The sequence below is a fragment of the Bradyrhizobium sp. AZCC 2289 genome (assembly GCF_036924615.1).
Lineage (GTDB): Bacteria > Pseudomonadota > Alphaproteobacteria > Rhizobiales > Xanthobacteraceae > Bradyrhizobium.
On sequence record NZ_JAZHRY010000001.1, the window covers coordinates 3,006,752 to 3,029,786 of the forward strand.

Below are 23,035 nucleotides of genomic sequence, written 5' to 3' on the forward strand. Positions count from 1 at the left end.
ATCGACGTCAACGGTCGGCCGCCAGTTTTGTGCCGGCTGACCGTTGACTGCACGAGCCCGTTGATTGTCAGTCGGCATCGGCGTGCCGATCGTGATCGTGATCGTGATCGTCGGGCAGATGATCGCGATCAGTTCCTGGCGTAAACGAAACGCCACGGAGGACTTCGCCAAAGCGCGCCGTTCGAATCACCGTGAAAGTTTCGCCCGCGGGAAGGCTGGTTGCAGCTAGTTTATCCCTGATCATGACCAGTTGATTCGGATCAGCACCCTGGTCGCCGTTGCCACTGACGGTCGAGGTGATCGCCCAGATCGTTGCGGTACCATCGCGATTGACGCGCCCCATGATGTTCCGAAGGCCGTCGCTGGCGGGCGACCAGGGAAGGCCGGTCTTGGGATTTTGGCCGCTCGGATAATCCGTCACCGTGTATGGCACGCCAAGGTTCAACCCGGCCTGCAGTACGTAGGCCAGTTTCCACGCGCGGAGGTTGGCGTCGAACACCCATTTCTGCAGTCCCGCGCCGGTTTGCGCGGCGGCCGCCTTGTACTTGCCGGAAGCCGGATCAAAGCTGTTGGTGCCGTCGCCTTCGTCGGTGACGTAGAGCGTCTTCGCATCGGCGAACCAGACTCCGAACGGGAACGACGTCGCTTTTTTCGCCAAATTCGTCGGGAGGCCCGCAAGGATGCACATGTTGTAGGGGACGACCCCCTTCGTCTGCAGCTGTGAAGCGTCGTAAGGGATCGGCGTCGCAGGCAGGCTTGCGATCGCCTTCGGTACGCCGACGCCGTTCGGGCATGCCAGCGGCCTGCCGTTCGCATCGAAGCCGGTCGCATCGATGAAGTAGACCGTGTTGATGCCGTTACCGCCGCTGCCCTTGGTGGTATAGATGACGTTGTTGAAGATCGAGAGGCCCCGGAAATTGGTGTCTTTGCCGATCTTGTCCGCGGTCAGCCCCAGTTGCGTGATGTTGAAGCTGCCGACCGGCGTCGGCAGGCCCGGGTTTTGCGCGACGAGTGCATTCCGTTCCACGGTCAGGATTTGCAATCCGGCACCGATAATGATCCCGTTTGGCTGAGGATTTGCGCCGTTGCCGGCGTTGCCCGCCGTGTAGACAATGTGCGCTCCGTCCTTGTCGTTCAGGATCGCGGCACGTCCGTTGTTGCCACTATATGCATTGGTTTTCGTGAAGCGAAACCGACCATGTTCGTCAACTTCTGCAACCACGCGGTAATTGCTTCCGGGAACGGGGTTGGTGGGATCGACCACCGCAGCCGTGTTGGAATTCGAAACATCGAGGGCATCGACGGGCGCAAGGTATCCCATGAACGTCACGACCCGGCCGTCGGTCGAAAGGTTAAGCGCGATCTCGGATTTGGATGGAAAGCTGGTCACCATCTGATCCTTGGTCAGGGGACCCCGGTCCGCGCTGTTGGGCACTTCGAGCGAATTGATCAACTCGCCGGACGGCTTGAGTTGATCGAGCACGATTTTCGCGGTGACGCCGAAGCTGCCGTCAACGAGCGAATTGTTCCAGACATACGGATAAGAGCCGTCGTTCGTCGCGGCCACGCAATTGGGCGCGACGCAGTTGGGCGGCAGTTGTGTCCCCACCGCGACATTTGCCGGATTGTTGTCGTATACGGAGCGGCTGACCAGCAAATTTCCCGGCCTGAATTGAACACCATCGTCGTCAGCAAGAGCAACCGTGGCTCCCGCGACGCCCGATAAAACGACCATTACTGCCAAACCCGGTTGAAAAACCGGCATCTGGGCTAGAAAACGCGATCCTGCACCATTCATCGCAACCTCCCATGCTTCGCCAGCAGCAATGCTTGCTGCTCCAGGGCGAAAGGGACCCTGCCTGTGCTCCATTACAGTCATAAGAACGCGACGCGAATGGATGTGGAAGGTTTGAGGGGAGTCCGAGGTTCGAGGCGATTGGTTGTGGGATCATCCAGGATATTGTCGGGAGCGCCGCCGGGTAAGCTGACATTCGCGGCGCGCGTCACTTCCGATATTCTCCGGTGAGCTGACATTCACCGGCAAATACCGGAATTCATGATCGCTTCCTGTTCTTGAGTGAGACGCTGAGGAGAACGCATCAGCCCGTTACCCAATCTACGCCGCTGACACCTGGCGTCCACTTCCACGCACTTATTCGATTACCTCGTCGTCGCCGGCGAGCAGAAAATGCGGGATTGTGATCTCGCTGAACTGGCCCGCTTGAAGAGAGTGAATTTCCCGAAAGCAATTTGCGCATGAGCGGCAGAGATCACCCCAAAGCTCTGAGCCCTCGCGTTAATGCAGCCGGAAGACTCCGTCCACGGCGCGTAGTTCGGCAGGCTTGATCAGTTTTGAGTGCGCGACGGTGACTGCAAACAGCGGGCCTTCGAGCTTTGTTTCCCAGAACGCGAGGAAATCCTTCAAGACCGGGAAATCCGGAAACATATCGTAGTCCTGCCAGACGTAAGTTTGCAGCAACCAGCGACGATCCGGACGGCGATAAACGATTTCCGCTGTCGTCAGTCCGTAGCCCAAGACCTGCTTCCTGAAATCCCTGGAAACCGCATCTTTCTCGACCATGGCAACCTCCAGCCAATCAAGACAGTTGCATGATTCTCAATTCGCCAGGAACGAAAACGTTCAATAGGTCATAGTAATCAACGCATTAGCAGCATGTTCCTTCGCCTGCTAGCAATCGCCGCAGGCGTTCCTCCTCAAACATCGTGGGCGAAAGCCCTTGCGCCCCGGTGTCACAGGCGTATGTGAAGAGCGGCTAGCACTCGTTCATCGCGACTGCCAATCCAGAAATAATCACAAAAGCCAAGGAGGATCGCATGAAATTCCGTCCGCTCCACGACCGCGTCGTGGTCAAACGCATCGATGCCGAAGAGAAAACCGCAGGCGGCATCATCATTCCGGACAGTGCCAAGGAAAAGCCCTCGCAGGGCGAAATCGTCGCTGTCGGCCCGGGTGGCCGCGACGAAGCCGGCAAGCTCATCCCGATCGATCTCAAGGTCGGCGACCGCGTGCTGTTCGGCAAATGGTCCGGCACCGAGGTCAAGCTCGATGGTCAGGAACTGCTGATCATGAAGGAAAGCGACATCATGGGCGTCCTCACCGACGTTCCCGCCGCCAAGAAGAAGGCCGCTTAAGCGCTTTAGCCCATTCCCTCATCCTGAGGAGCCGGCGCAGCCGGCGTCTCGAAGGAAGAGGCCCGTCCAAATCTCATCCCTCAAGAACCCGCCCAGTGGCGCGGACCTCGGGATCTGACGAGTTGAAAACGGAGATCATTATGTCAGCCAAAGAAGTCAAATTCGGCGTCGACGCCCGCGACAGGATGCTGCGCGGCGTCGAAATTCTCAACAACGCGGTGAAGGTCACGCTCGGTCCGAAGGGCCGCAACGTCGTGCTCGACAAGTCGTTCGGCGCTCCCCGCATCACCAAGGATGGCGTCACCGTCGCCAAGGAAATCGAGCTTGAAGAAAAGTTCGAGAACATGGGCGCACAGATGGTGCGCGAAGTGGCCTCCAAGGCGGCCGATGCTGCCGGCGACGGCACCACCACCGCGACCGTGCTGGCCGCAGCCATTGTGCGCGAAGGCGCCAAGGCGGTTGCCGCCGGCATGAATCCGATGGATCTGAAGCGCGGAATCGACCTGGCGGTGGACGCCGTGGTCGCCGACCTCGTCAAGAACTCCAAGAAGGTCACCTCCAACGAGGAGATCGCCCAGGTCGGCACCATCTCGGCCAACGGTGACGCGGAGATCGGCAAGTTCCTCTCCGACGCCATGAAGAAGGTCGGTAACGAGGGCGTCATCACGGTGGAAGAAGCCAAGTCGCTCGAGACCGAACTCGAGGTCGTCGAAGGCATGCAGTTCGACCGCGGCTACATCTCACCCTACTTCGTCACCAACGCCGACAAGATGCGCGTTGAAATGGACGATGCCTACATCCTGGTCTACGAGAAGAAGCTCTCCAGCCTGAACGAACTTCTTCCGCTCCTGGAAGCTATCGTGCAGACCGGCAAGCCGCTGGTGATCGTGGCCGAAGACGTCGAAGGCGAAGCTCTTGCTACGCTGGTCGTCAACCGTCTGCGTGGCGGCCTCAAGGTTGCCGCCGTCAAGGCGCCGGGCTTCGGCGATCGCCGCAAGGCGATGCTGCAGGACATCGCGGTTCTGACCGGCGGTCAGGCGATCTCGGAAGATCTCGGCATCAAGCTCGAGAACGTCACGCTGCAGATGCTCGGCCGCGCCAAGAAGGTGATGATCGACAAGGAGAACACCACCATCGTCAACGGTGCCGGCAAGAAGGCCGACATCGAAGCCCGCGTTCAGCAGATCAAGGCGCAGATCGAGGAAACCACCTCGGACTACGACCGCGAGAAGCTGCAGGAGCGTCTGGCCAAGCTCGCCGGCGGCGTCGCGGTGATCCGCGTCGGCGGCGCGACCGAGGTCGAGGTGAGGGAACGCAAGGACCGCGTGGATGACGCGATGCATGCGACCCGCGCCGCGGTCGAGGAAGGCATCGTGCCGGGCGGCGGCGTCGCGCTGCTGCGTGCCTCCGAGCATCTCAAGGGGCTGCGTACCAAGAACGACGACCAGAAGACCGGCGTCGATATTGTGCGCAAGGCGCTTTCCGCGCCGGCCCGCCAGATCGCGATCAACGCCGGCGAAGATGGCTCGGTGATTGTCGGCAAGATCCTCGAAAAGGATCAGTACTCCTACGGCTTCGACTCGCAGACCGGCGAGTACGGCAACCTTGTCTCCAAGGGCATCATCGACCCGACCAAGGTGGTTCGCGTCGCGATCCAGAACGCGGCCTCGGTCGCGGCGCTGCTGATCACTACCGAAGCCATGGTGGCCGAAGTGCCGAAGAAGAACGCGGGCGGCGGCATGCCCGCGGGTGGCGGCGGCATGGGCGGCATGGGTGGCATGGACTTCTAAGCCAACCGTTCAGAGCTGGTTCAAATGAGAAAGGCCCGGCATCGCTGCCGGGCCTTTCTGCATTAGCTACACGTCCATCTCGACAACGACGGTCAGAAACGATAGCCCATAGCCCGTTACCCCATCTGCGCCCGCTCAGGTATCCACTCGAATCTGATAGCGTTCGGCGATCGCTGACAACTGGGCCCAGGTCGTGTCATCTATTTCGATGCCATCGGCGATGCGCGCGGCGCGGGCCATTCGCTCGGGCTCGCCGGCGACCAGGACCGGGAGATCCTGGTCGGCAGGCTTGGCCGATTTCACCCAGGAAATCATGGCGTCGATCTCGCTCATCATGCTGTCGCGCATCGAAAGCCTGCCGGGATCGATCACGATGCTCAGCATGCCGTTGATGATGCCGCGCTCGGGCGGCGTTGGCGTGGTGACACTTGCCGAGCCGACAATGGCCCCGGCCAACAGTTCACACACGAGCGCCAATCCGGAGCCCTTGTGCTCGCCGAAAGGCAACACCACGCCGCGCGGCTCGCTGTACATCACCGAGGGGTCGGTGGTGGGTTGGCCTTTGTGGTCGAGCAACGCGCCGTCGAGCATCGGCTTGCCGGCATTGTGCGCAACCCTCACCTTTCCCAGGGCCACCCGGCTGGTGGCGAAATCGAGCAGGATCGGCGCGTTGTTATCGGTACCCGGAATCGCGATGCAGACCGGATTGGTCAGGAACCTGCCCTCCCGGCCGCGGAAGGGCGCGACCGGTGGCGGTCCCGAAGCGACGTTGACGAAGTGCAGCGCCACCATTCCCGCTCCTGCGGCAATCTCGCCATAGGCGCCGACGCGGCCAATATGGTGCGCATTGCGCAACCCGTTCACCGCAACGCCATGCTTCTGCGCCGCCTCGATCGCCCATTCGACCGCCTGGCGGGCGACCACCTGGCCGTAGCCGGCGCGGGCATCCCATACCGAGATGGTACCGGTGTCCGACACGATCTCCGGCGTCTGGTTGACCTTCAGCGTCCCGGCCTCCAGGTCGCGCACATAGGCGACCAGCATCCCCACGCCGTGGCTGTCATGGCCGCGCAGATTGGACTCGACCAGATGCTCGGCAACAATGGCCGCCTCGGCAGGCGAACTGCCACCCGCCGTGACGATGCGGTTGGCAAGCGCACGCAGCCTGACGTGGTCGACAATCATGCTTTTCTCCGTTCCGCGGCACGCCGGCACGCGCCTTCACAGTCAAGGTCGGCAAGTAACCAACCATAGCCGCGGAGCCCAGTCATTGAGAATGTTCGCCGGCGACTGCGGACACGAGTCAACGATCGCGATGTACGCACCGTGGCGCGCCGACGGTTCTTCTTGACTCCTCCCGCGCCAGCTAACAAATTCCGGCCATAGGTCCAAACGCCTTGCTCTCACGACCCGCGGTCGTCAGCTTTGTCTGACTGGTGCGGTCAAGGCACCCCCGATCGATGAAGTTTGTCACGCCGCTGACTGGAGGGGCCTGTGCACGGCACGATCTGCGAAAGCCGGATGGTCCCGCCCGCGGGCGCCGAGGTAGCCACCGGTTGGCGCATCCCCGGCGTTCTCGATGGGTGCGCCGGTGGCTGGGTCAAAGGATGGGCTCACCCACTGTCAGCCATTCTGACCATCATCGTTGTGGCCGGAACGCTTCTTTCATCCTCCGGATCGGTCGTCGCGCAAACCAGCATGGAGAAACAGGCTCAATGCGAGCTGTCCGCCATCCGCGATACGAGATCAGGCCTGGCCATTCAGTTCATCCGTTCCGCCTGCAATTGGCTCGCACTCAACGGCGACTCCTTGTTGAATGAGAGCAGCAAAGGATATTACGTTTGCCTCGTGCGCCAGCTGTCGGGCGTCCAAGCTGATGAAGCTGCTGCGGCAATTGTGTCGGCATGTCGCACATCCAGTCCGCCTTGAGGAGTTCGCCGCTGTCCTGCACTGCCGGGGATTTGGCCGCTCGGCCAAAGCGCGACGCACCGAAGCTCTAGACTCTTGTTTGACGCGTTTTCTTCACGCGAACCGGTATCCACTTCGCTCGAAAATGCTCTAACCCTTCGCCGGCGCCGAACTCTTCGCCCGGCCGAACAATTGCGCCTGCTCGCGGCGCCCCGCCTCGACCAGCCGGTTGGTGGCGTCCTCGATGCCGGTGGCAATGCGGGTGTTGAATTCCTTGCGGGAGAGGCCCGGCGGCAAGGGATCGAGGAATTCGACCACCAGCGTGCCCGGATAGCGCATGAAGGTGCGGCGCGGCCAGAACAGCCCCGAATTGAGCGCGACCGGCAAACAGGTAACGCCGCAGTCGACATAGATCATGCCGATGCCGGACTTGTAGTGCGGCTCGGCATCGACGGGCCTGCGCGTGCCCTCGGGGAAGATGATCAGTTGACGGCCGCGCCGAACCGCCTCGGCGGCACGGCGGGCCATATCCTTCAGCGAGCGGGCGCCGGCGTCGCGGTCGATCCCGATCATGTTGGCCTTGATCAGATACCAGCCGAAGAACGGAATCCAGGTCAGGTCGCGCTTGAGGATATAAAGCGGCTCCTCGAACAACGGCATCAGCGCGAACGTCTCCCACATCGACTGATGCTTGGACGCAACGATCAGCGGGCCCTTCGGGATCTTGTCGGTGCCGCGAAACTCCACCCTGGTGTTGCAGATCACGCGCAACAGCCAGATGCTGCTGCGGGCCCAACATTTCGCAATGCCCAGGATCGCCCAGCGCGGCATCAGGAAGGTCGGGATCGCGATGATCAGCCAACACACCAACAGCAGATAGAACAGCACGTTGAAGACCAACGAACGCAAGAAAATCAGAACCATCGAAAACCCGATCGGTTGCAGGAATTAGTTGGCAAGCGCCGTCGCCGGCCGGTGTGGCCCTGGCGAACCGGTCGGCTGTTCGGCGAAATCGGGCACGAGATCGAGCCCGGCATCGGCCAGCCGCACCCGGACCTCCGCGGCGACGTATTTGGCGTATTCCGATAGCAACAGCCGGAAGGTCGCACCACTCGTCCACCACGGCTCGTCGCGCCATTTGTCGCCGACCACCGCGAACGGAATAAGCTGGATATCCGGCATCGCATGCGACAATTCGACGATAGCACGCGGCATATGGTAATTCGATGTCACCACGATCAGCGACTTGAAGCCGCGCTCGCGGGCCCAGCGCCGCGTCTCCGCCGCATTGCTCCTGGTATTGACCGCCGAGCGGTCGAGATCGACGCAGCAGCCCAGCAGCGACTGGTTGTCGGGCAGCGAGCGGGAAATGTCGCTGACCGCACTGGTCGGATGCACGCCCGAGATCAACAGCCGCTTGCCGTAGCCGCCGGCCAGCAATTCCATCGCATCCGACACCCGCGACGAGCCGCCGGTCAGGACTACGATGCCGTCGGCATTGCGCGCCGGCTTGATTTCGACGCCGTGCAGTTGCGACAGAAAGCCGATGAAGCCGACGCCTGCGCCGACGAACAGGGTCGCCAGCACAGCGACGATGGTCGCGCGCAGCCATCCGCGCGGCGGCACGGCCGGCGCGTTCGGCGAATTATCGTCGGGCGGCAAACTCATGCGATGCTGGCAATCCTCGTCCCCAAGCCAATTCTACAGCGCTTTTCGCACGAAGTGGATACCGGTTCGGGCCGTCAATCGATGTCGTCAAGCGTCGAAAACAGCGTCCGCCGCGAGGCCCAGGCCGTGATTGCGGCGATCAGCACCGCCTGGGCGGCGAGCGCCAGATAGCCCGACGGCCGCAGCGAAAACGTCCCCAGCAGGGCGGCGAACTGATCGCCGACGGGGGTGCCCGAGAACCAGCCCGCGATCGATTCGGAGAAGCCGAAACCGAGCATTGCGGCGCCGCCGCCGATCAACCCGCCTTCGAGGCCTAATCTCAGAAAATGCCGCAGGAAGCGGTTGGCGATGTAGCTGTCGCCGGCGCCGACGAAATGCAAGACCTCGACGATCGGACGGTTCGCCGCCATCGCCCCCCGTGTCGCGAACGACACCGAAATGATGGTCGCGATAATCACCAGCGCGAGGATACCGATGCCGGCAAACACGGTGGCGCCGGTCATCGAGCGCATCCGCTCGATCCAGGCGCGATGATCGTCGACGGTGGCGGACGGTGCGGCCTGCGTCACCCGGCCGCGCAGCGCGGCGAGGTCGAGCGTCGCGCCGGGCTGCAGCCGAGCGACGATCACGCGCGGCACCGGCAGATCGTCGAGCGACAATCCGCTGCCGAGCCAGGGTTCCAGCAGTTTGGCGGACTCGTCCTTGCTGAACGGCCGGATCTCGATGATGCCGGGCTGCCCCCGCATCGCTTCGGCGACCGCGGCGGCGTCGCGGTCGAGATCGCGCCCGGCTAGAGGGCGCACCTGAATGGTGATTTCGGAGGCCACTTCCGACTGCCATTCCGCCGCCGACGCGCTTACCAGGAGCACGGTGCCGGTCGTGATCGAGGCGAGGAAGGTCATGATGGCGACGACCGCGACCAGCGCGCGGCCGGAGATCGAGGCGCGCGGCACGATCGGCGACATGTTGCGCGCCCGCGCCGGCAGCTGCGGCCGTTCGTGCCCGAGGTCCACCAGCGGGGCATGCTCGTTGCCGGGTCTATTCATAGAGTCTACTCATCGAGTCTACTCATAGATATGCAGCCGTCCCTGGTGCAGCACCAGCCGCCGCGCCTCGTACTGATCCATCAGCGTGATGTCGTGGGTCGCGATGATGACCGCGGTGCCGGACTTGTTCAATTCGATGAATAGCCGCAGCAGCCGGCGTCCCAACGTCGGATCGACGCTGCCGGTCGGCTCGTCCGCCAGCAACAGCTGCGGCCGCGAGATTACCGCGCGCGCGATCGCCGCGCGTTGTTTTTCGCCGCCCGACAGGATCGGCGGCAGCGCATCCATCCGCTCGCCGAGGCCGACCCATTTCAGGAGATCGATCACTTCTCGGCGGTAACTGGATTCGTCGCGGCCCATCACGCGGAAGGGCAGCGCCACGTTTTCGTAGGTCGTCATGTGGTCGAGCAGGCGAAAATCCTGCAGCACGATGCCGATCCGCTTGCGCAGGTCGGCGACCTGGTCTTTGCCGAGCAGCGAGACGTCCTGGCCGAACAGATTGACCAGCCCGCGGGTCGGCCGCAGCGACAGGAACAACAGCCGCAGCAGCGAGGTCTTGCCGGCGCCCGACGGCCCGGTGAGGAACTGGAAGGAATGGGCCGGGATCAGGAACGAGAGGTCGCGCAGAATCTCCGGGCCGAGCCCGTACCGCAATCCGACATTTTCGAACCGAACCAATCTCAGCTCCGTTCGATTTGGGGCGTGGCCGGGAACCCAGAACCTTGAGAACGGCCACCTCGAGCACAGTCTCGGGCGTGCAGCCCGCCGGCCCGGCCGCGAACCCGGCAAAACGGTTTTGCGTCGGTTATGGTTTCCGGTTCGTTAACGGTCGCATTGTAGCATCGAGAGAGAGACAAGGTGGAAATCGGGCTCCATGCACATCGTTTGCCCCCATTGTACAACATCTTACGCCATCAATCCGGCCAGCCTCGGTGCCGCCGGACGTACGGTCCGCTGTTCCCGTTGCAAGGAAGTGTGGCTGGCACGGCTCGAGGACGCGATCGAGATCCCGGCGCCGGCACCGGCGATGGCCGCCGCCGGCCAATCGACCACCGAGGCCGACGCTGCCGCGGAATGGGAAGCGATGGCGCGCGAGGACGAGGGCCAGGAGACCCCGGTGGTCGACAGCCCCTCGATTTCGGCCGACTGGCCGGACGGGAACGAAGGCTCCGGGGAAGGCACCGATTGGCCGTCGGTCGCCCGGGAAGACGCCGAGGCCCATGAGGAGGTCGTTTCGACGCACGCGTCGCGACTGGCCCGGCTGTTCCGGCTGCCCGCATTGCCCCGCATTCCCTTCATGCCGGTGGTCGGCCTGCCCACCGCCTGTGCCGCGATGGGCGCGCTGCTGCTGGCGCTGGTGATCTGGCGCGCCGACGTGGTGCGCCTTTTGCCGCAGACCGCGACGTTCTACCGGATGGTGGGGCTGGACGTGAACCTGCGCGGGCTGGCGTTCAAGGACATCAAGATCAGCAACGAAACCGTCGAAGGCAAGCCGGTGCTGGTGATCGAAGGCGTGATCGTCGGCGAGACCCGCAAGCCGGTCGAACTGCCGCGGCTGCGCTTTTCGGTCCGCGACGCCCAGGGCGCGGAAATCTATGCCTGGAACGCGGTGCTCGAACAGGCGGTGCTGCAGCCCGGCGAACGAGCGTTTTTCAAGTCGCGGCTCGCCTCGCCGCCGCCCGAAGGCCGCAATATCGATGTACGATTCTTCAACAAGCGGGATTTGGCCGGCGGCCACGCCTAACATAGCGTTTTCGAGCGAAGTGGACCCCCGGTTCGCGTCAAGAAAACGCGTCAATTAATAGAGCGTTTTCGAGCGCGCGAGAGATAACATTCCATGCCACGCGTGCTGATCGCCGACGATGAAGACTCGATGCGCCTGTTGGTGGCGCGCGCCATCGCCATGGACGGCCACCAGACGGTCACCGCGGAAGACGGCGCCGAAGCGCTGGAGATTTTGACCCGCGAAAACGGCGCCTTCGATCTGCTGCTCACCGATATCCAGATGCCGGTGATGGACGGGATCGCGCTGGCGCTGGCGGCGGCGCGCGATTTTCCGAAGCTGACGATTCTGCTGATGACCGGCTTTGCCGCCCAGCGCGAACGCGCCTCCGGCCTCGATGCGATCGTGCATGACGTCGTGACAAAACCGTTCTCGGTGGCGGATATCCGCACCGCGGTGGCGGATGCGCTGGCGGCGAGGAAGGGGTAGCGGAACGACGCTACTCAACTCGTCATTGCGAGGAGCCAACGGGTCCGGCCTCGGCCGGCCCCGTTGGCTCCTCGCAATGACGGCGGCGGGCGCCCAACCGCCTCAGTAATCCTTCAGCAGCCGCTCGATGTAATCGAGTTCGATCTGCGGACGCGACGGATCGGCGAGGCGCCGGCGCAGTTCTTCCAGGATCCGGCGCACCCGCTGCACGTCGATCTCGCCGGGAATTTTCACCGTCAGATCGTCGCCGAATTCGCGGCCGCGCAGCGGCCGTCCCAGCGGATCGGTCTGGTTGCCGCCGCTCTGCTGCCGGCCGGCACGATTGCCCGGGCCATCGCCGGACTGGTCGCCATCGCCCTGCTGCATGGCGTCGGCGAGGTTCTGGGCGCCTTTGCGCAACGCCTCCAGCGCGCGGCCCTGCGAGTCCACGGCGCCGTCGGCATTGCCTTCTCCGAGCCTGCCGCTGGCATCGCCCATCGCCGAATCGGCCTGATCGAGCCCGTCCTCGCCGTCGCCCTGGTCGCCTTGCTCGCCCTGCCCCTGTTCGCCGCCCTGACCCTTCTCGCCTTTCTGACCTTTTTCGCCGCGCTGGCCCGGCCCCATGCCGCGCTTGGCGAGTTGTTCCTGCAGTTTCTTCAGCCGGTCGCGCAGGCTCTGCTGGTCCTGCTGCAGGTCGGCCATGCCCTGGTCGCCCTGCTTGCCGCGCATCCGGTCGCGCCGCGAATCCTGGCCCTGCTTGAAGGTCTTGTCGCGCAACTGCTGCTGCTTGCGGATCATGTCGCCGAGTTCGTTCAGCGCCTGCTCCATCTCGCTGTCGCCGGGCTGGCCGGGCTGCGCCATCTGCAGGTTTTCCAGCATCTGCTGCAACTGCTCCAGCAATTGCTTGGCGGCATCCTTGTCACCGGATTTCGACAGCCGCTCGAGCCGATCGAGCATGCTCGTCAGATCGCGGTCGCTCAATATGCGCGGCCGGAACGCGTATTTTTCCAGATTCTGGATCGCCTCGGACTGATTGCTGAGACTGCCGTCGGTCTTCTTACTCTTCAGATTATCGACGGAATCCCGCATCGCCCTTTCGGCATTCTCAAGCAGTTCATCGAGCGCTTCCTGGGCTTTGGCCGCGGTCGAGAACGCCGGCGCGCAGAGCGCGATCGCCAGGATCAGCGCGGCAACCATCGCGCGCCCACAGCCTTTCGCGCGGCTGGCACTTTCCTGACCCATTGAGATGAATTTTGCGATCATCATCGGTGCTCGATCATCTCGGCTTGTGCGTATCGCGGAAGTTCTTCAAGCGCTGCCGTAACGCCTCCTGCTGCATCGCCAGATCTTCCAGCTGGTCTTCGGTCGCATGCGCGGTCTTTTCCCGCAGCGCCTTGGATTGTTCGAGGATGACGCGAACTTCCTCCGGCACCGGCGGCATATTGGGGATCGGCGCCCGATCCTGCTGCTGCGCCAGCTGGCGCAGGAAATTGTCCATCGCCGCGCGCAGATTGTCGGTCAATTTCTTGATCTCTTCGTCGCTGGCGCCGCGTTCCAGCGCCTGCTTGAGCGCGTCCTGCGCTGCGCGCAGCGCCTTGTCGACATCGGTGATGTTGCCGTCCTCGATGGTGACCGCAAGCGACCACAGGCTCGCCACGACCTCGCGCAGCGCATCGTCGGTGCGGGCCGCTTCGAGCTGCCTGGCGACGCTGTAGAGGCCGAGATACTGGCCGGCTTCCGGCGTGAACAATTCCGGCGCGATCATCAGCGCGTCGAGCGCGGTAAAGACCTGCGCATTCTGGTTGGCGTCGAGCGCCAGGATGCGGCGCTGCTCGATCAGGGCCCGCGCCAGCGGCTTGGTGAACAGCCGCTCCGGCAGCTTCATGTTGAACGGCTCGCTGCGGCCCTCATTGCCGGCCTCGTCCTTGGCCGTCAGCGTCAGCGTGACGTCGGCGCCGGCATAGGGGTCCTCGCTGAGATCCTTCACCGTTTGGCCGACGCCGTTGCGGGTGCGCGCATTCGGCAGCACCAGCGCAAACTGCGGCGGATCGAACAGCGGCCGTGGCTCCGCGGACTTGCCGGTTTCCTTGCCGGTTTCTTTAGGGGTATCGCCGGGGCGCGCGGCAAATTGCGCGCGGGCTTCGGTGACGCCGTAATCGTCCTCGAGCCGGTAGGACATCTGCAGCGAGCCGCGGGCCTGGCGTTCCGGATCTTTCGCCAGCGCAATCGTCGGGGGGCGGTCGGGCGTGGCGGTGAACTTCCAGAGCGGCTGACCGGCGGGGGCGCGGACATGCGCGGTGCCGTCGGCCGCGATCTTGAAGTGGCGTTCGTTGGTGCCTTTCGGCGCCTCGGCGCTGGGTGCGATCTCGGTCACGCCGCCGCCGACCACCACATCGATGGTGCCGCCGCTGGAGCGCACCAGCAGCGTGCTGCCGGCCGGAACCGGCAACGGCCCGCTATCGGGCGTGCCGGCATCCTTGTTGGCGGCCGACAGGATGATCGGGGGTTTGCCGGTATAGTTGGGCGGCGTCACCCAAGCATCGACCCTGACATTGGCCGGCGCCAGCACGCCGTTCCAGTCGAACGCCGCGGCAACGCGCAGCGCGCGTTCGTCGCCGGCGGCCACATAGGTTGCGACCATCATCACCATGACCAGCGCACGCAGCGCCCAGGGGTCATGGATCGCCAGCCGCGGCGATGGCAGGCCGGCGCGGATCCGCTTGAGCGACGCCAGCGTCCGCTCGCGCTGCGCCTGCCACAGCGCCAGCGCGACCGGATCCCTGGTCGCGAGCGTATCGGTCAGCGCGGTGGCGGGGCGATGGCGGATGCCGGTGCCGCGGTCGAGGCGACGGAGGGCCTCCTCGCGTGTTGGCCAGCGGAAACGAATCAACGGGAACAGCGTGCCGAGCGCCAGCAGCGCGAACAGGCCGCTGCCTATGGCGCGCGCCACGAACGGCAGCGTCAGCCACAATCCGGCCCAGGACACCACCAAAAACAGTCCGATGACGCTCAACAGACGCGCGAGACTAGGCCAGGCGCGTTCCCACGCGATCGCATATTTGGCCCGCTGCAGGGCCTGCGTCAGCTGCAGCCGCGCGATGGTGTCAGGCTCGCGCGCGGGCTCCGGTGGGTCGGGGGTGGCGCCGCTCAATAAAGCCTCCGGGTTGCCGACAGGTGAGCCTAGCACAGCGGCGGCAATGAGGCACCCGTTTCGGGCGGTAACCCACACCCGGAAATACGCATAACACGAAGGCGTGACTGCGGGGCTGCGACCCCGTAAAGCTCCGGTGTCGAGCCATCAAAGGCCGCCCAAACAAACATCGAGGAAACCTCATGGACCAGAAAACGCACGACAAGGGACTGGAAATTCGCAAGGCGGTGCTCGGCGAGAGCTATGTCGCCAACGCGCTGAAGAATTCCGACAGCTTCAACAAGCCGTTCCAGGAACTGGTCACCGAATATTGCTGGGGCGCGGTGTGGGGCCGCGAGGAACTGCCGCGCAAGACCCGCAGCATGCTCAACCTCGCCATGATCTCGATCCTCAACCGGCCGCATGAACTGCGCGTGCACATCAAGGGCGCGCTGACCAACGGCGTGAGCCGCGACGAAATCCGCGAAGTCTTCATGCAGGTCGCGATCTACGCCGGCGTTCCCGCGGGCGTCGACAGTTTTCGAATCGCGCGCGAAGTGTTCGCCGAAATCGACAAGGGTTGAGTTCTCAGCCCTCATGGTGAGGAGGCGCGCCAGCGCCGTCTCGAACCATGAAGCCGGGAAGACTGATCAAGAAATTCATCTTTCGAGACGGCCGCGGTGCGGCCTCCTCAGGATGAGGACCGTCTCAAAAACCCCCAGGAAACATCACCATGGAAATCGGATTCATCGGCCTCGGCAAAATGGGTTTTCCGATGGCGCGGCGGCTCATTGAGGCCGGGCATCAGTTGACGGTGTTCGACACCCGCAAGGAAGTCGTCGACAAACTGATCGCGATCGGCGCGCAAGCGGCATCGTCGCCGAAGGAAATCGCCGACCGCTGCGAGACCGTGATGGCGAGCCTGCCCTCGCTGCAGGCCTCGCTTGAGGTCGCAACCGGCACCGGCGGCGTTATCGAAGGCAAGCGCGTCAAGCGCTTCGTCGATCTCTCGACCGTCGGCTCGCAGATGGCGGTGCGGATTCACGGCCTGCTCGCCAAGCGCAACATCGTGCAGGTCGACAGTCCCGTCTCGGGCGGCGTCGGCGGCGCCGAGAAGGGAACGCTGGCGGTGATGGTGTCAGGTCCGCGCGCCGATTTCGAGGTGCTGAAGCCCGCGCTCGACGTCATCGGCAAGGTGTTCTTCATCGGTGAGAAACCCGGCGCCGGCCAGACCATGAAGCTCGCCAACAATTTCCTGTCGGCAACCGCGATGGTCGCGACCTCGGAAGCCGTGGTGATGGGGGTCAAATCCGGGCTCGATCCCGCCGTGATGATCGACGTCATCAACGCCGGGTCGGGACTGAACACCGCCAGCCGCGACAAGTTTCCGCGCGCCGTGCTGCCGCGCAGCTTCGATTTCGGTTTCGCCACCGGATTGATGGTGAAGGACGTGCGGCTGTGTCTCGACGAGATGAAGTCGCTCGGACTGTCGATGGAAGTCGCCGAAGCCGTCGGCCGGCTCTGGGAAGTCGTGATCCGCGACATGGGTCCGGAATCGGATTTCACCTCGGCGATCAAGCCGATCGAGAAAGCGGCGGGCGTCGTGGTCGGCGGCGCCAAGGGCGGCAGTCACGCGGCGAAGTGAGGCCGCTGGCAAGCCCCGATCGTCCGGCCGGGCGGTAGCGCGCCTGGTGGTTTCAAGTAATATGCGCCGGTCGGAATATTGCAGCGCACCGCGCCATTCCCCGACCTGACGCTGGTAATTCGGGCTCAGGGCACGCATAGTTGCAACATCGCAATTCCGATGGATTCATCGGCGTCGATGATGTGACTCAGCGCCATCAATGCCGGTGATGTGCGGAAACATTGTTCGGACAAGCGGAGCCCCGTCATGTCTCTTGCGGTTTCCAACGAAGCAAAGTCCCGACACACCTTCGATGCCGCCGAGATGGGCGCCATCGCCCATCTCTACCGCGGCGAAGTCTATCGCTCGACGATTTGGCGAACGCGGCTCGACAACACGACCAATTGGTCGATCGTCACGCTGGGCATTGCGCTGTCGACGACCTTTTCGAGCCCGGCGGCTTCGCCCCTGCCACTGGTGCTCGTGGGGCTGCTCCTTGCGGTGTTTCTTGGCATGGAGGCGCGGCGTTATCGCTATTTCAATGTCTGGCGCGCCCGAGCCCGTTGGCTGGAGTTGAATTTCTACGCGCCGATGTTCACAGGTGAAGCGCGCGACGATAGCTGGCAGGCGATTCTCGCGAGTGACTACACTGCGCCCCGCCATCACATTTCGTTCGTCCGCGCGGCGGGGCGGCGGTTGCGTCGCAACTACGTTTGGATTCTCGCCATCCAGGCGCTCGCCTATTACGGCAAGATAGCGATCCATCCAACGCCTGCGGCGACCTTGGCGGATTTTTCCGATCGCGCCACCATCGGTCCCATTCCGGGCTGGATCGTTCTGCTGATGGGCGTTGCCTACAATTTCGGCTGGCTGGCGCTCGCGCTCGGCACGATCTGGCTCGACCGGCGCACGCACAAGGCCAAGGGTGAGGCGGTGGCGATGGGTTAGCGCAAGAGCCGCCAAAGCGTCCGCGAACATGCTCGTCAGTGGGCGGTGCTGCGGGCGAAAGCTGTGATATTCGAGGATGACGAATGCAGCTCGTGGGATGCAAGATTGCCGGCAACCACGATCAGAGTTGTAGCGAGCACCAGTCGGAGCGCCGTTTCCGGTACGCGGTGCGCACAATAGCTGCCAATCAAGATGCCGGGCAACGAGCCCACCAGCAGCACGGCCATCAGGTGCCAGTCGATCGCGCCCGTCGCCCAGTGTCCAATCCCGGCAACCAGCGTCAACGGCACCGCGTGCGCGATATCGGATGCGACGATGCGCGTCATCGGCAGTTGCGGATAGAGCAGCAGAAGCGCGGTTACGCCGACAGCGCCGGCCCCGACCGAAGAAATCGAGACCAGCACGCCGAGCGCAACACCCACCAGCACGGTCGCGCGGGCGGCGGTGCCGGGGTTGATCTGCTCCAGACGCCGACGATAGCGCTGCATGATTGACTTACGGAATATCAGCGACACTGCGGTGAGCAGGAGCGCAAAACAGAGCACAAGGTTGACCAGGCTGCGCGAGGATTCGCCGCTGAGATCAAGCTGCCAGAGAATAACGAGCGTCAGGATGCTGGCCGGGATACTGCCGCTTGCGAGCCGGATCACCGCAGGCCAGTGGATGCTCCTCGCCCAACCGTGCGCCGCGGTCCCGGCGGTCTTGGTCGCAGCGGCGTAGAGCAGATCGGTGCCGACCGCCGTCGCCGGATGGACGCCGAACACCAGGATCAGCAACGGAGTCATCAGCGAGCCACCGCCCACGCCCGTCATGCCAACAAGAAGGCCGACGCCGAATCCCGAAACGACGTAGAGGGGATCGATCATGAGCTGTACAAATTCTCCGCTTCTGCTCGCTTGCCATCAACGCATGCCTTCGCCGGTCAGCCGGCCGCGCAACAGCTCGCCACAACGCTGTCCCGAAATGTCCAGCACGAGTCCAAGACATTAAGATCACCAGGCAGGTGCAGCAACCGTCCGGGGCCAAAAAGAAGAATTCATGCTTGTATCGGGAATAGGCAGTGGGTTTTACCCAATCGGACGACGCCCGGCGGAACCGGTGCTCCCGGGCTCCCGAGATCGTTGCCGCGGCGCCCACGTCAGGCGCGCAAAGCGACGACTAGAGCCTTTTCCGTTCCGATTGAATCGGAACGGGGCTCTATTTCTTTTTTTTTGACGCGTTTTCTTGACGCGAACCGGTATCCACTTCGCTGGAAAACGCTCTAGCGGATGTGGCATTCGCTTTGAACGAATCGTTCCAGAAATACGCCTTGCCTCACAGCCACGGCGCCGGCTTGTCCATCGCGATCAGCGCCTCGACCTCGACGCGCGGGCGCACCACGGCGTATTGATCGCCCTTGACGAGGACTTCCGGCACCAGCGCGCGGGTGTTGTAGCTGCCGGACTGCACCGCGCCATAGGCACCGGCGGTCATGATCGCCAGGAGATCGCCGGCCTTGGGCTCCGGCAGATTGCGGTCGAGCGCGAGGTAATCGCCGGTTTCGCAGACCGGCCCGACCACGTCGGCGGTGATCGTGTCCGCGCCCTCCGCGGCCTCGCGGACCGGCAGGATGTCGTGATGCGCCTCATACAAAGTGGGGCGGATCAGATCGTTCATCGCGGCATCGATGATGACAAAATTCTTGGCGTGGCCGGGTTTTACATAGATCACGCGGGTGACGAGGATGCCGGCATTGCCGACGATCATGCGTCCGGGTTCGAACATCAGCGTGCAGCCGAGATTATGCGTCACGCGCTTGACCATCGCGGCATAGGCGTCCGGCGCCGGCGGGGCTTCGCGGTCCATGTAATAGGGAATGCCCAAGCCCCCGCCGAAATCGATATGCGAGATCGTGTGGCCGTCGGCGCGCAGCGTCTGGACGAATTCGGCGAGGAGCCGGAACGCGGTTTCCATCTTGGAGAGATCGGTGATCTGGCTGCCGATATGCATATCGGTGCCGGTCACCTCGATCCCCGGCAGCTTGGCCGCATGCGCATAGACCTCCCGGGCGCGCGCGATCGGAATGCCGAACTTGTTTTCGGATTTTCCGGTGGCGATTTTCGCGTGCGTGCCGGCGTCGACGTCGGGGTTAACGCGCACCGAGATTCGCGCGGTCTTGCCGCTTTCGACCGCCAGCCGCGACAGCAATTCGAGTTCGGGCTCGGATTCGACGTTGATGCAGAGAATGTCGGCGGCGAGCGCGGCGCGCAGTTCGGCCTCGGTCTTGCCGACGCCCGAGAACAGGATTTTTTGCGGCGGAATGCCGGCGGCCAGCGCCCGCTTCAACTCGCCGCCGGAAACCACGTCGGCGCCGGCGCCGAGCTTGGCCAGCGTGCGCAGCACCGACTGGTTGGAATTGGCCTTCATGGCGTAGCAGACGAGCGTCTTCTCGCCGGCGAAGGCCTCGGTGAACACCCGGTAATGGCGTTCCAGGGTCGCGGTCGAATAGCAATAGAACGGCGTGCCGACGGCCTCCGCCAGATCGATAAGATTTACCGCCTCGGCGTGCAGCACGCCGTTGCGATAGTCGAAATGATTCATGGCTAGTGTTCCGGTTCTAACATTCGCAATACCTTGCAGCGAGCACTTTTGCGAATGTTAGAACCTCAGGAACACTAGCAAAATATGACTCTGATGCGGCCCTGGATTTGACATTCGCCAGGAGGACTCGCGGCAACACTGTAGCGAATGTCAAATCCACCGCATCAGCTCAGTTACTGTTCAGCAGCGGGTCGAGGACGAATGATTTCTTGCGGCCCTTGGGCGCCTCCGGCGGAGCATCCGCGCCGTAGGTCGGATTGAACACGCCGGGCTGAGCGGCCCGCGCGGCGTCGGAATCCGGCGCCGCAGTCGCCTGAGGCGGTGCGTTCGCGGTCGGCGGCAGGTCGAGCGGGCCCTTGCGTCCACAGCCGCCCAGCGCGAGCACGATCACGCTCAGCAGGATGAGGGCCCATCCCGATGATGTCAGGCGGTAGTTACTGATCACGACGAAATCCCCAATAAGCGGCCGCACCTTACAAAGATTGCGTTGCCGTGGCGAGACCTGACGATCCCCCGATAACCATGAAATTGCAGCGAAATTTTTATCCTCAGCCCAATTTTCGTTCTTTTTCCAGCCGCTTCAGCCAGGCTTTGGCCTGCGCCTGCACGTTCTTCGGCGCGGTGCCGCCATAGCTGGTCCGGCTTTTCACGGAGGACTCGACCGAAAGCACCTTCAGCGCCTCGGCCGTAATCTTCGGCTCGACCGCCTGCATCGCCTTGAGCGGAAGTTCGTGCAGCGCCACGCCCTCCTTCGACGCCAGGCCGACGATGCGTCCGGTGACGTGATGGGCGTCGCGGAAGGGCATTTTCAGCGTCCGCACCAGCCAGTCGGCGAGATCGGTGGCGGTGGCATAGCCTTCGCCGGCGGCGACCTTCATCCGCGCCTCGTCCGGCACGAGGTCTTCGACCATGCCGGTCATCGCCCGGACCGCCAGCGAGAGCGCGCCGAACGCTTCCATCGCGCCCTGCTTGTCCTCCTGCATGTCCTTTTGATAGGCGAGCGGCAATCCCTTCATCACGATCAGCAAGCCGGTCAGCGCGCCGATCACCCGGCCGGTCTTGGCGCGCACCAGTTCGGCCGCATCGGGGTTGCGCTTCTGCGGCATGATCGAGGAGCCGGTGGTGAACTTGTCGGAGAGCCGCACCAGGCCGACCAGCGGCGAGGTCCAGATCACGATCTCCTCGGCCAAGCGCGACAGATGCACCGCGGCGATCGACGCCGCCGACAGGGTTTCGAGCACGAAGTCGCGGTCGGAAACCGCGTCGAGCGAATTGGCCATCGGCCGGTCGAAGCCGAGCGCCTTCGCCGTCGCATTCCGGTCGATTGGAAACGACGTGCCGGCCAGCGCCGCGGCACCAAGCGGGGATTCGTTCAGGCGCTTGCGCGCATCGGCAAACCGGCCGCGGTCGCGCGCGGCCATCTCGACATAGGCCAGCAGATGGTGCCCGAAGGTGACGGGTTGTGCGGTCTGCAGATGGGTGAAGCCCGGCATCACGGTCGCGGCATGTTCCAGCGCCCGCGTCGCCAGCGCGTGCTGAAACGCGGCCAGCGCCGCGTCCGTCTCGTCGATCGTGTCGCGGACAAAGAGCCGGAAATCGGTCGCGACCTGGTCGTTGCGCGAGCGCGCAGTATGCAGCCGTCCTGCGGCGGGCCCGATCAGTTCGGAAAGCCTGCTCTCGACATTCATGTGAATGTCCTCGAGGGCGCGCTTGAATTCGAACGATCCCTTGCCGATTTCTGACAAAATCGTGTCTAGACCCTTGCCGATATTTTTCGCATCGTTTGCGGTGATAATGCCTTGCGCCGAGAGCATCGCGGCGTGGGCCTTGGACGCGGCGATGTCCTGGGCGTAGAGGTGACGATCGACGTCGATGGAGACGTTGATTTCCTCCATGATCGCATCAGGACGTTCCGAGAACCGGCCGCCCCACATCTTGTTGCTCATGACTTCTTGTCCAGAACTTGCATTTATCGCCGGGGCCGGCGAAACGCCGGGCCGGTCTCGACCGTAGTATTCGGCACTGCATAGCCGTATCTGATACAGGATGACAAACGATATGCCGGAAACGCCCCAGCTTCCCTCGCCCGCCACGCGCCGGATCCCGCTTGCCATCGGCGCGGTCGTGGTCGGCGCGCTGATCGGATTTGCCGGGGTTTATGCGGTCGGCGGCTTCAAGCGCGGCGCGAGCAGCGATTCCGCCTGCAATGGCGCCGTCAGCCTCGCCCAAAAGATCGGGCCACTGGCGCATGGCGAAGTCGCCGCCCTGACCATGGCGACAACCCCCTTGCGGCTGCCGGATCTGGCCTTCGAAGATGCCGACGGCAAGCCCCGAAAACTGTCCGACTGGCGCGGTAAGACCGTTCTGGTCAACCTGTGGGCCACCTGGTGCGTGCCGTGCCGTAAGGAAATGCCGGCGCTGGACAGCCTGCAGACCCAGCTCGGCGGCAAGGATTTTGAGGTGGTCGCGATCAACATCGACACCCGCGATCCCGACAAGCCAAAAAACTTCCTGAAAGATGCCAATCTGACCCGGCTCAGCTATTTCACCGACCAGAAAGCCAAGGTTTTTCAGGATCTTAAGAGCATAGGCAAGGCGCTGGGGATGCCGACCTCGGTATTGGTGGACGCCCAAGGCTGCGAGATCGCCAACATTGCTGGTCCCGCCGAATGGGCCAGCGACGACGCCATCAAGCTGATCAAGGCCGCGGTGCAGCCGGCGGCCGCGGGGTTTTAGGCGGAAATATTGAGGTTTCCGCCGATACCGGGGCCAAGATTGGCGGTCGAAGGCGAAGTCTGGCCACCCAACAGGGTCTGGACCGCGAACTTCTCGGCATCGGAATTGGATTTCATGATCGTGGCCGCGACCTGCATCTGGGTATTCCCCGCCTGAGCGGAAAGAATACTCGAGACCATACTCATCAGATCCATACGCAATACCCCGAACGCGGGGGAGACTAGCGGACGGGGGTTAACGAATGCTGGAAAAGTAGGCCGG

23 protein-coding genes are annotated in these 23,035 nt (G+C 63.4%); 9 read left to right on the top strand and 14 right to left on the bottom strand.

Annotation, left to right across the window (positions count from 1 at the left end):
- Positions 1-67: 67 nt before the first annotated feature.
- Entirely contained in the window at positions 68-1,735 is a 1,668-nt protein-coding gene (locus V1289_RS14535; protein WP_334397580.1) for a hypothetical protein, read from the bottom strand.
- Positions 1,736-2,296: 561 nt separating this feature from the next.
- Positions 2,297-2,581 (bottom strand): usg protein, encoded by a 285-nt coding sequence (locus tag V1289_RS14540; RefSeq protein ID WP_074273463.1) that lies wholly within the window; start codon positions 2,579-2,581, stop codon positions 2,297-2,299.
- Between the two features lie 254 nt (positions 2,582-2,835).
- Here V1289_RS14540 and V1289_RS14545 point away from each other — a divergent pair, with 254 nt between their 5' ends.
- Positions 2,836-3,153 carry a co-chaperone GroES gene (locus V1289_RS14545; RefSeq protein ID WP_212467583.1) on the top strand — a complete coding sequence of 106 codons (318 nt, stop codon included), beginning with the start codon at positions 2,836-2,838 and terminating at the stop codon, positions 3,151-3,153.
- 140 nt (positions 3,154-3,293) lie between these two features.
- A complete protein-coding gene (groL, locus tag V1289_RS14550) occupies positions 3,294-4,943 on the top strand; it encodes a chaperonin GroEL (protein ID WP_334397581.1) in 1,650 nt (549 codons plus the stop codon).
- 135 nt (positions 4,944-5,078) lie between these two features.
- On the opposite strand, the gene V1289_RS14555 is transcribed toward groL, so the two are convergent.
- A complete protein-coding gene (locus V1289_RS14555; protein ID WP_334397582.1) occupies positions 5,079-6,128 on the bottom strand; it encodes a malate/lactate/ureidoglycolate dehydrogenase in 1,050 nt (349 codons plus the stop codon).
- A gap of 309 nt (positions 6,129-6,437) precedes the next feature.
- Between V1289_RS14555 and V1289_RS14560 the strand changes: the two genes are divergently transcribed.
- A complete protein-coding gene (locus V1289_RS14560) occupies positions 6,438-6,872 on the top strand; it encodes a VF_A0006 family four-cysteine protein (RefSeq protein WP_334397583.1) in 435 nt (144 codons plus the stop codon).
- Between the two features lie 129 nt (positions 6,873-7,001).
- Here the strand turns inward: V1289_RS14560 and V1289_RS14565 are convergent, their stop codons facing one another.
- From V1289_RS14565 to ftsE, 4 genes are all read right to left on the bottom strand, one after another.
- Positions 7,002-7,775 carry a lysophospholipid acyltransferase family protein gene (locus tag V1289_RS14565; RefSeq protein WP_334397584.1) on the bottom strand — a complete coding sequence of 258 codons (774 nt, stop codon included), beginning with the start codon at positions 7,773-7,775 and terminating at the stop codon, positions 7,002-7,004.
- A 24-nt stretch (positions 7,776-7,799) separates the two neighbouring features.
- Positions 7,800-8,519, bottom strand: coding sequence for a YdcF family protein (locus V1289_RS14570; protein ID WP_334397585.1), 720 nt, complete (start codon positions 8,517-8,519; stop codon positions 7,800-7,802).
- A gap of 74 nt (positions 8,520-8,593) precedes the next feature.
- Positions 8,594-9,565 (bottom strand): cell division protein FtsX, encoded by a 972-nt coding sequence (locus V1289_RS14575; protein WP_334397586.1) that lies wholly within the window; start codon positions 9,563-9,565, stop codon positions 8,594-8,596.
- Between the two features lie 18 nt (positions 9,566-9,583).
- A complete protein-coding gene (gene ftsE, locus V1289_RS14580; RefSeq protein WP_074270991.1) occupies positions 9,584-10,243 on the bottom strand; it encodes a cell division ATP-binding protein FtsE in 660 nt (219 codons plus the stop codon).
- A 196-nt stretch (positions 10,244-10,439) separates the two neighbouring features.
- Here ftsE and V1289_RS14585 point away from each other — a divergent pair, with 196 nt between their 5' ends.
- Both V1289_RS14585 and V1289_RS14590 read left to right on the top strand, forming a co-directional pair.
- Complete coding sequence (locus V1289_RS14585; RefSeq protein WP_334397587.1) at positions 10,440-11,309, top strand: MJ0042-type zinc finger domain-containing protein; 870 nt, start codon at positions 10,440-10,442, stop codon at positions 11,307-11,309.
- Between the two features lie 93 nt (positions 11,310-11,402).
- Positions 11,403-11,777, top strand: coding sequence for a response regulator (locus V1289_RS14590; protein WP_334397588.1), 375 nt, complete (start codon positions 11,403-11,405; stop codon positions 11,775-11,777).
- Positions 11,778-11,879: 102 nt separating this feature from the next.
- Here V1289_RS14590 and V1289_RS14595 read toward each other — a convergent pair whose 3' ends face one another.
- Positions 11,880-12,953, bottom strand: coding sequence for a DUF4175 family protein (locus V1289_RS14595; protein ID WP_334407460.1), 1,074 nt, complete (start codon positions 12,951-12,953; stop codon positions 11,880-11,882).
- 79 nt (positions 12,954-13,032) lie between these two features.
- Positions 13,033-14,907, bottom strand: coding sequence for a TIGR02302 family protein (locus V1289_RS14600; RefSeq protein ID WP_334397589.1), 1,875 nt, complete (start codon positions 14,905-14,907; stop codon positions 13,033-13,035).
- Positions 14,908-15,089: 182 nt separating this feature from the next.
- On the opposite strand from V1289_RS14600, the gene V1289_RS14605 reads away from it, so the two are divergent.
- The 3 genes from V1289_RS14605 (at position 15,090) to V1289_RS14615 (ending at position 17,458) form a co-directional block, all read left to right on the top strand.
- A complete protein-coding gene (locus V1289_RS14605; RefSeq protein ID WP_334397590.1) occupies positions 15,090-15,470 on the top strand; it encodes a carboxymuconolactone decarboxylase family protein in 381 nt (126 codons plus the stop codon).
- A 149-nt stretch (positions 15,471-15,619) separates the two neighbouring features.
- Positions 15,620-16,531, top strand: a complete 912-nt coding sequence (locus V1289_RS14610) for an NAD(P)-dependent oxidoreductase (protein WP_334397591.1) — start codon at positions 15,620-15,622, stop codon at positions 16,529-16,531.
- A gap of 246 nt (positions 16,532-16,777) precedes the next feature.
- Positions 16,778-17,458, top strand: coding sequence for a DUF2270 domain-containing protein (locus V1289_RS14615; RefSeq protein ID WP_334397592.1), 681 nt, complete (start codon positions 16,778-16,780; stop codon positions 17,456-17,458).
- A gap of 35 nt (positions 17,459-17,493) precedes the next feature.
- Here the strand turns inward: V1289_RS14615 and V1289_RS14620 are convergent, their stop codons facing one another.
- From V1289_RS14620 to argH, 4 genes are all read right to left on the bottom strand, one after another.
- Complete coding sequence (locus V1289_RS14620; RefSeq protein WP_334397593.1) at positions 17,494-18,324, bottom strand: sulfite exporter TauE/SafE family protein; 831 nt, start codon at positions 18,322-18,324, stop codon at positions 17,494-17,496.
- 448 nt (positions 18,325-18,772) lie between these two features.
- Complete coding sequence (gene lysA, locus V1289_RS14625; RefSeq protein WP_334397594.1) at positions 18,773-20,038, bottom strand: diaminopimelate decarboxylase; 1,266 nt, start codon at positions 20,036-20,038, stop codon at positions 18,773-18,775.
- 169 nt (positions 20,039-20,207) lie between these two features.
- Positions 20,208-20,483 carry an LPS translocon maturation chaperone LptM gene (lptM, locus tag V1289_RS14630; protein ID WP_309181977.1) on the bottom strand — a complete coding sequence of 92 codons (276 nt, stop codon included), beginning with the start codon at positions 20,481-20,483 and terminating at the stop codon, positions 20,208-20,210.
- 103 nt (positions 20,484-20,586) lie between these two features.
- On the bottom strand, positions 20,587-21,984 hold the full coding sequence (argH, locus tag V1289_RS14635) for an argininosuccinate lyase (protein ID WP_334397595.1): 1,398 nt from the start codon (positions 21,982-21,984) through the stop codon (positions 20,587-20,589).
- Between the two features lie 100 nt (positions 21,985-22,084).
- Here argH and tlpA point away from each other — a divergent pair, with 100 nt between their 5' ends.
- Positions 22,085-22,774: a thiol:disulfide interchange protein TlpA gene (tlpA, locus tag V1289_RS14640; RefSeq protein ID WP_442896003.1), complete on the top strand. Its 690-nt coding sequence runs from the start codon at positions 22,085-22,087 to the stop codon at positions 22,772-22,774.
- On the opposite strand, the gene V1289_RS14645 is transcribed toward tlpA, so the two are convergent.
- Entirely contained in the window at positions 22,771-22,953 is a 183-nt protein-coding gene (locus V1289_RS14645) for a hypothetical protein (RefSeq protein ID WP_442896004.1), read from the bottom strand. The genes tlpA and V1289_RS14645 overlap by 4 nt on opposite strands.
- Positions 22,954-23,035: the final 82 nt, after the last annotated feature.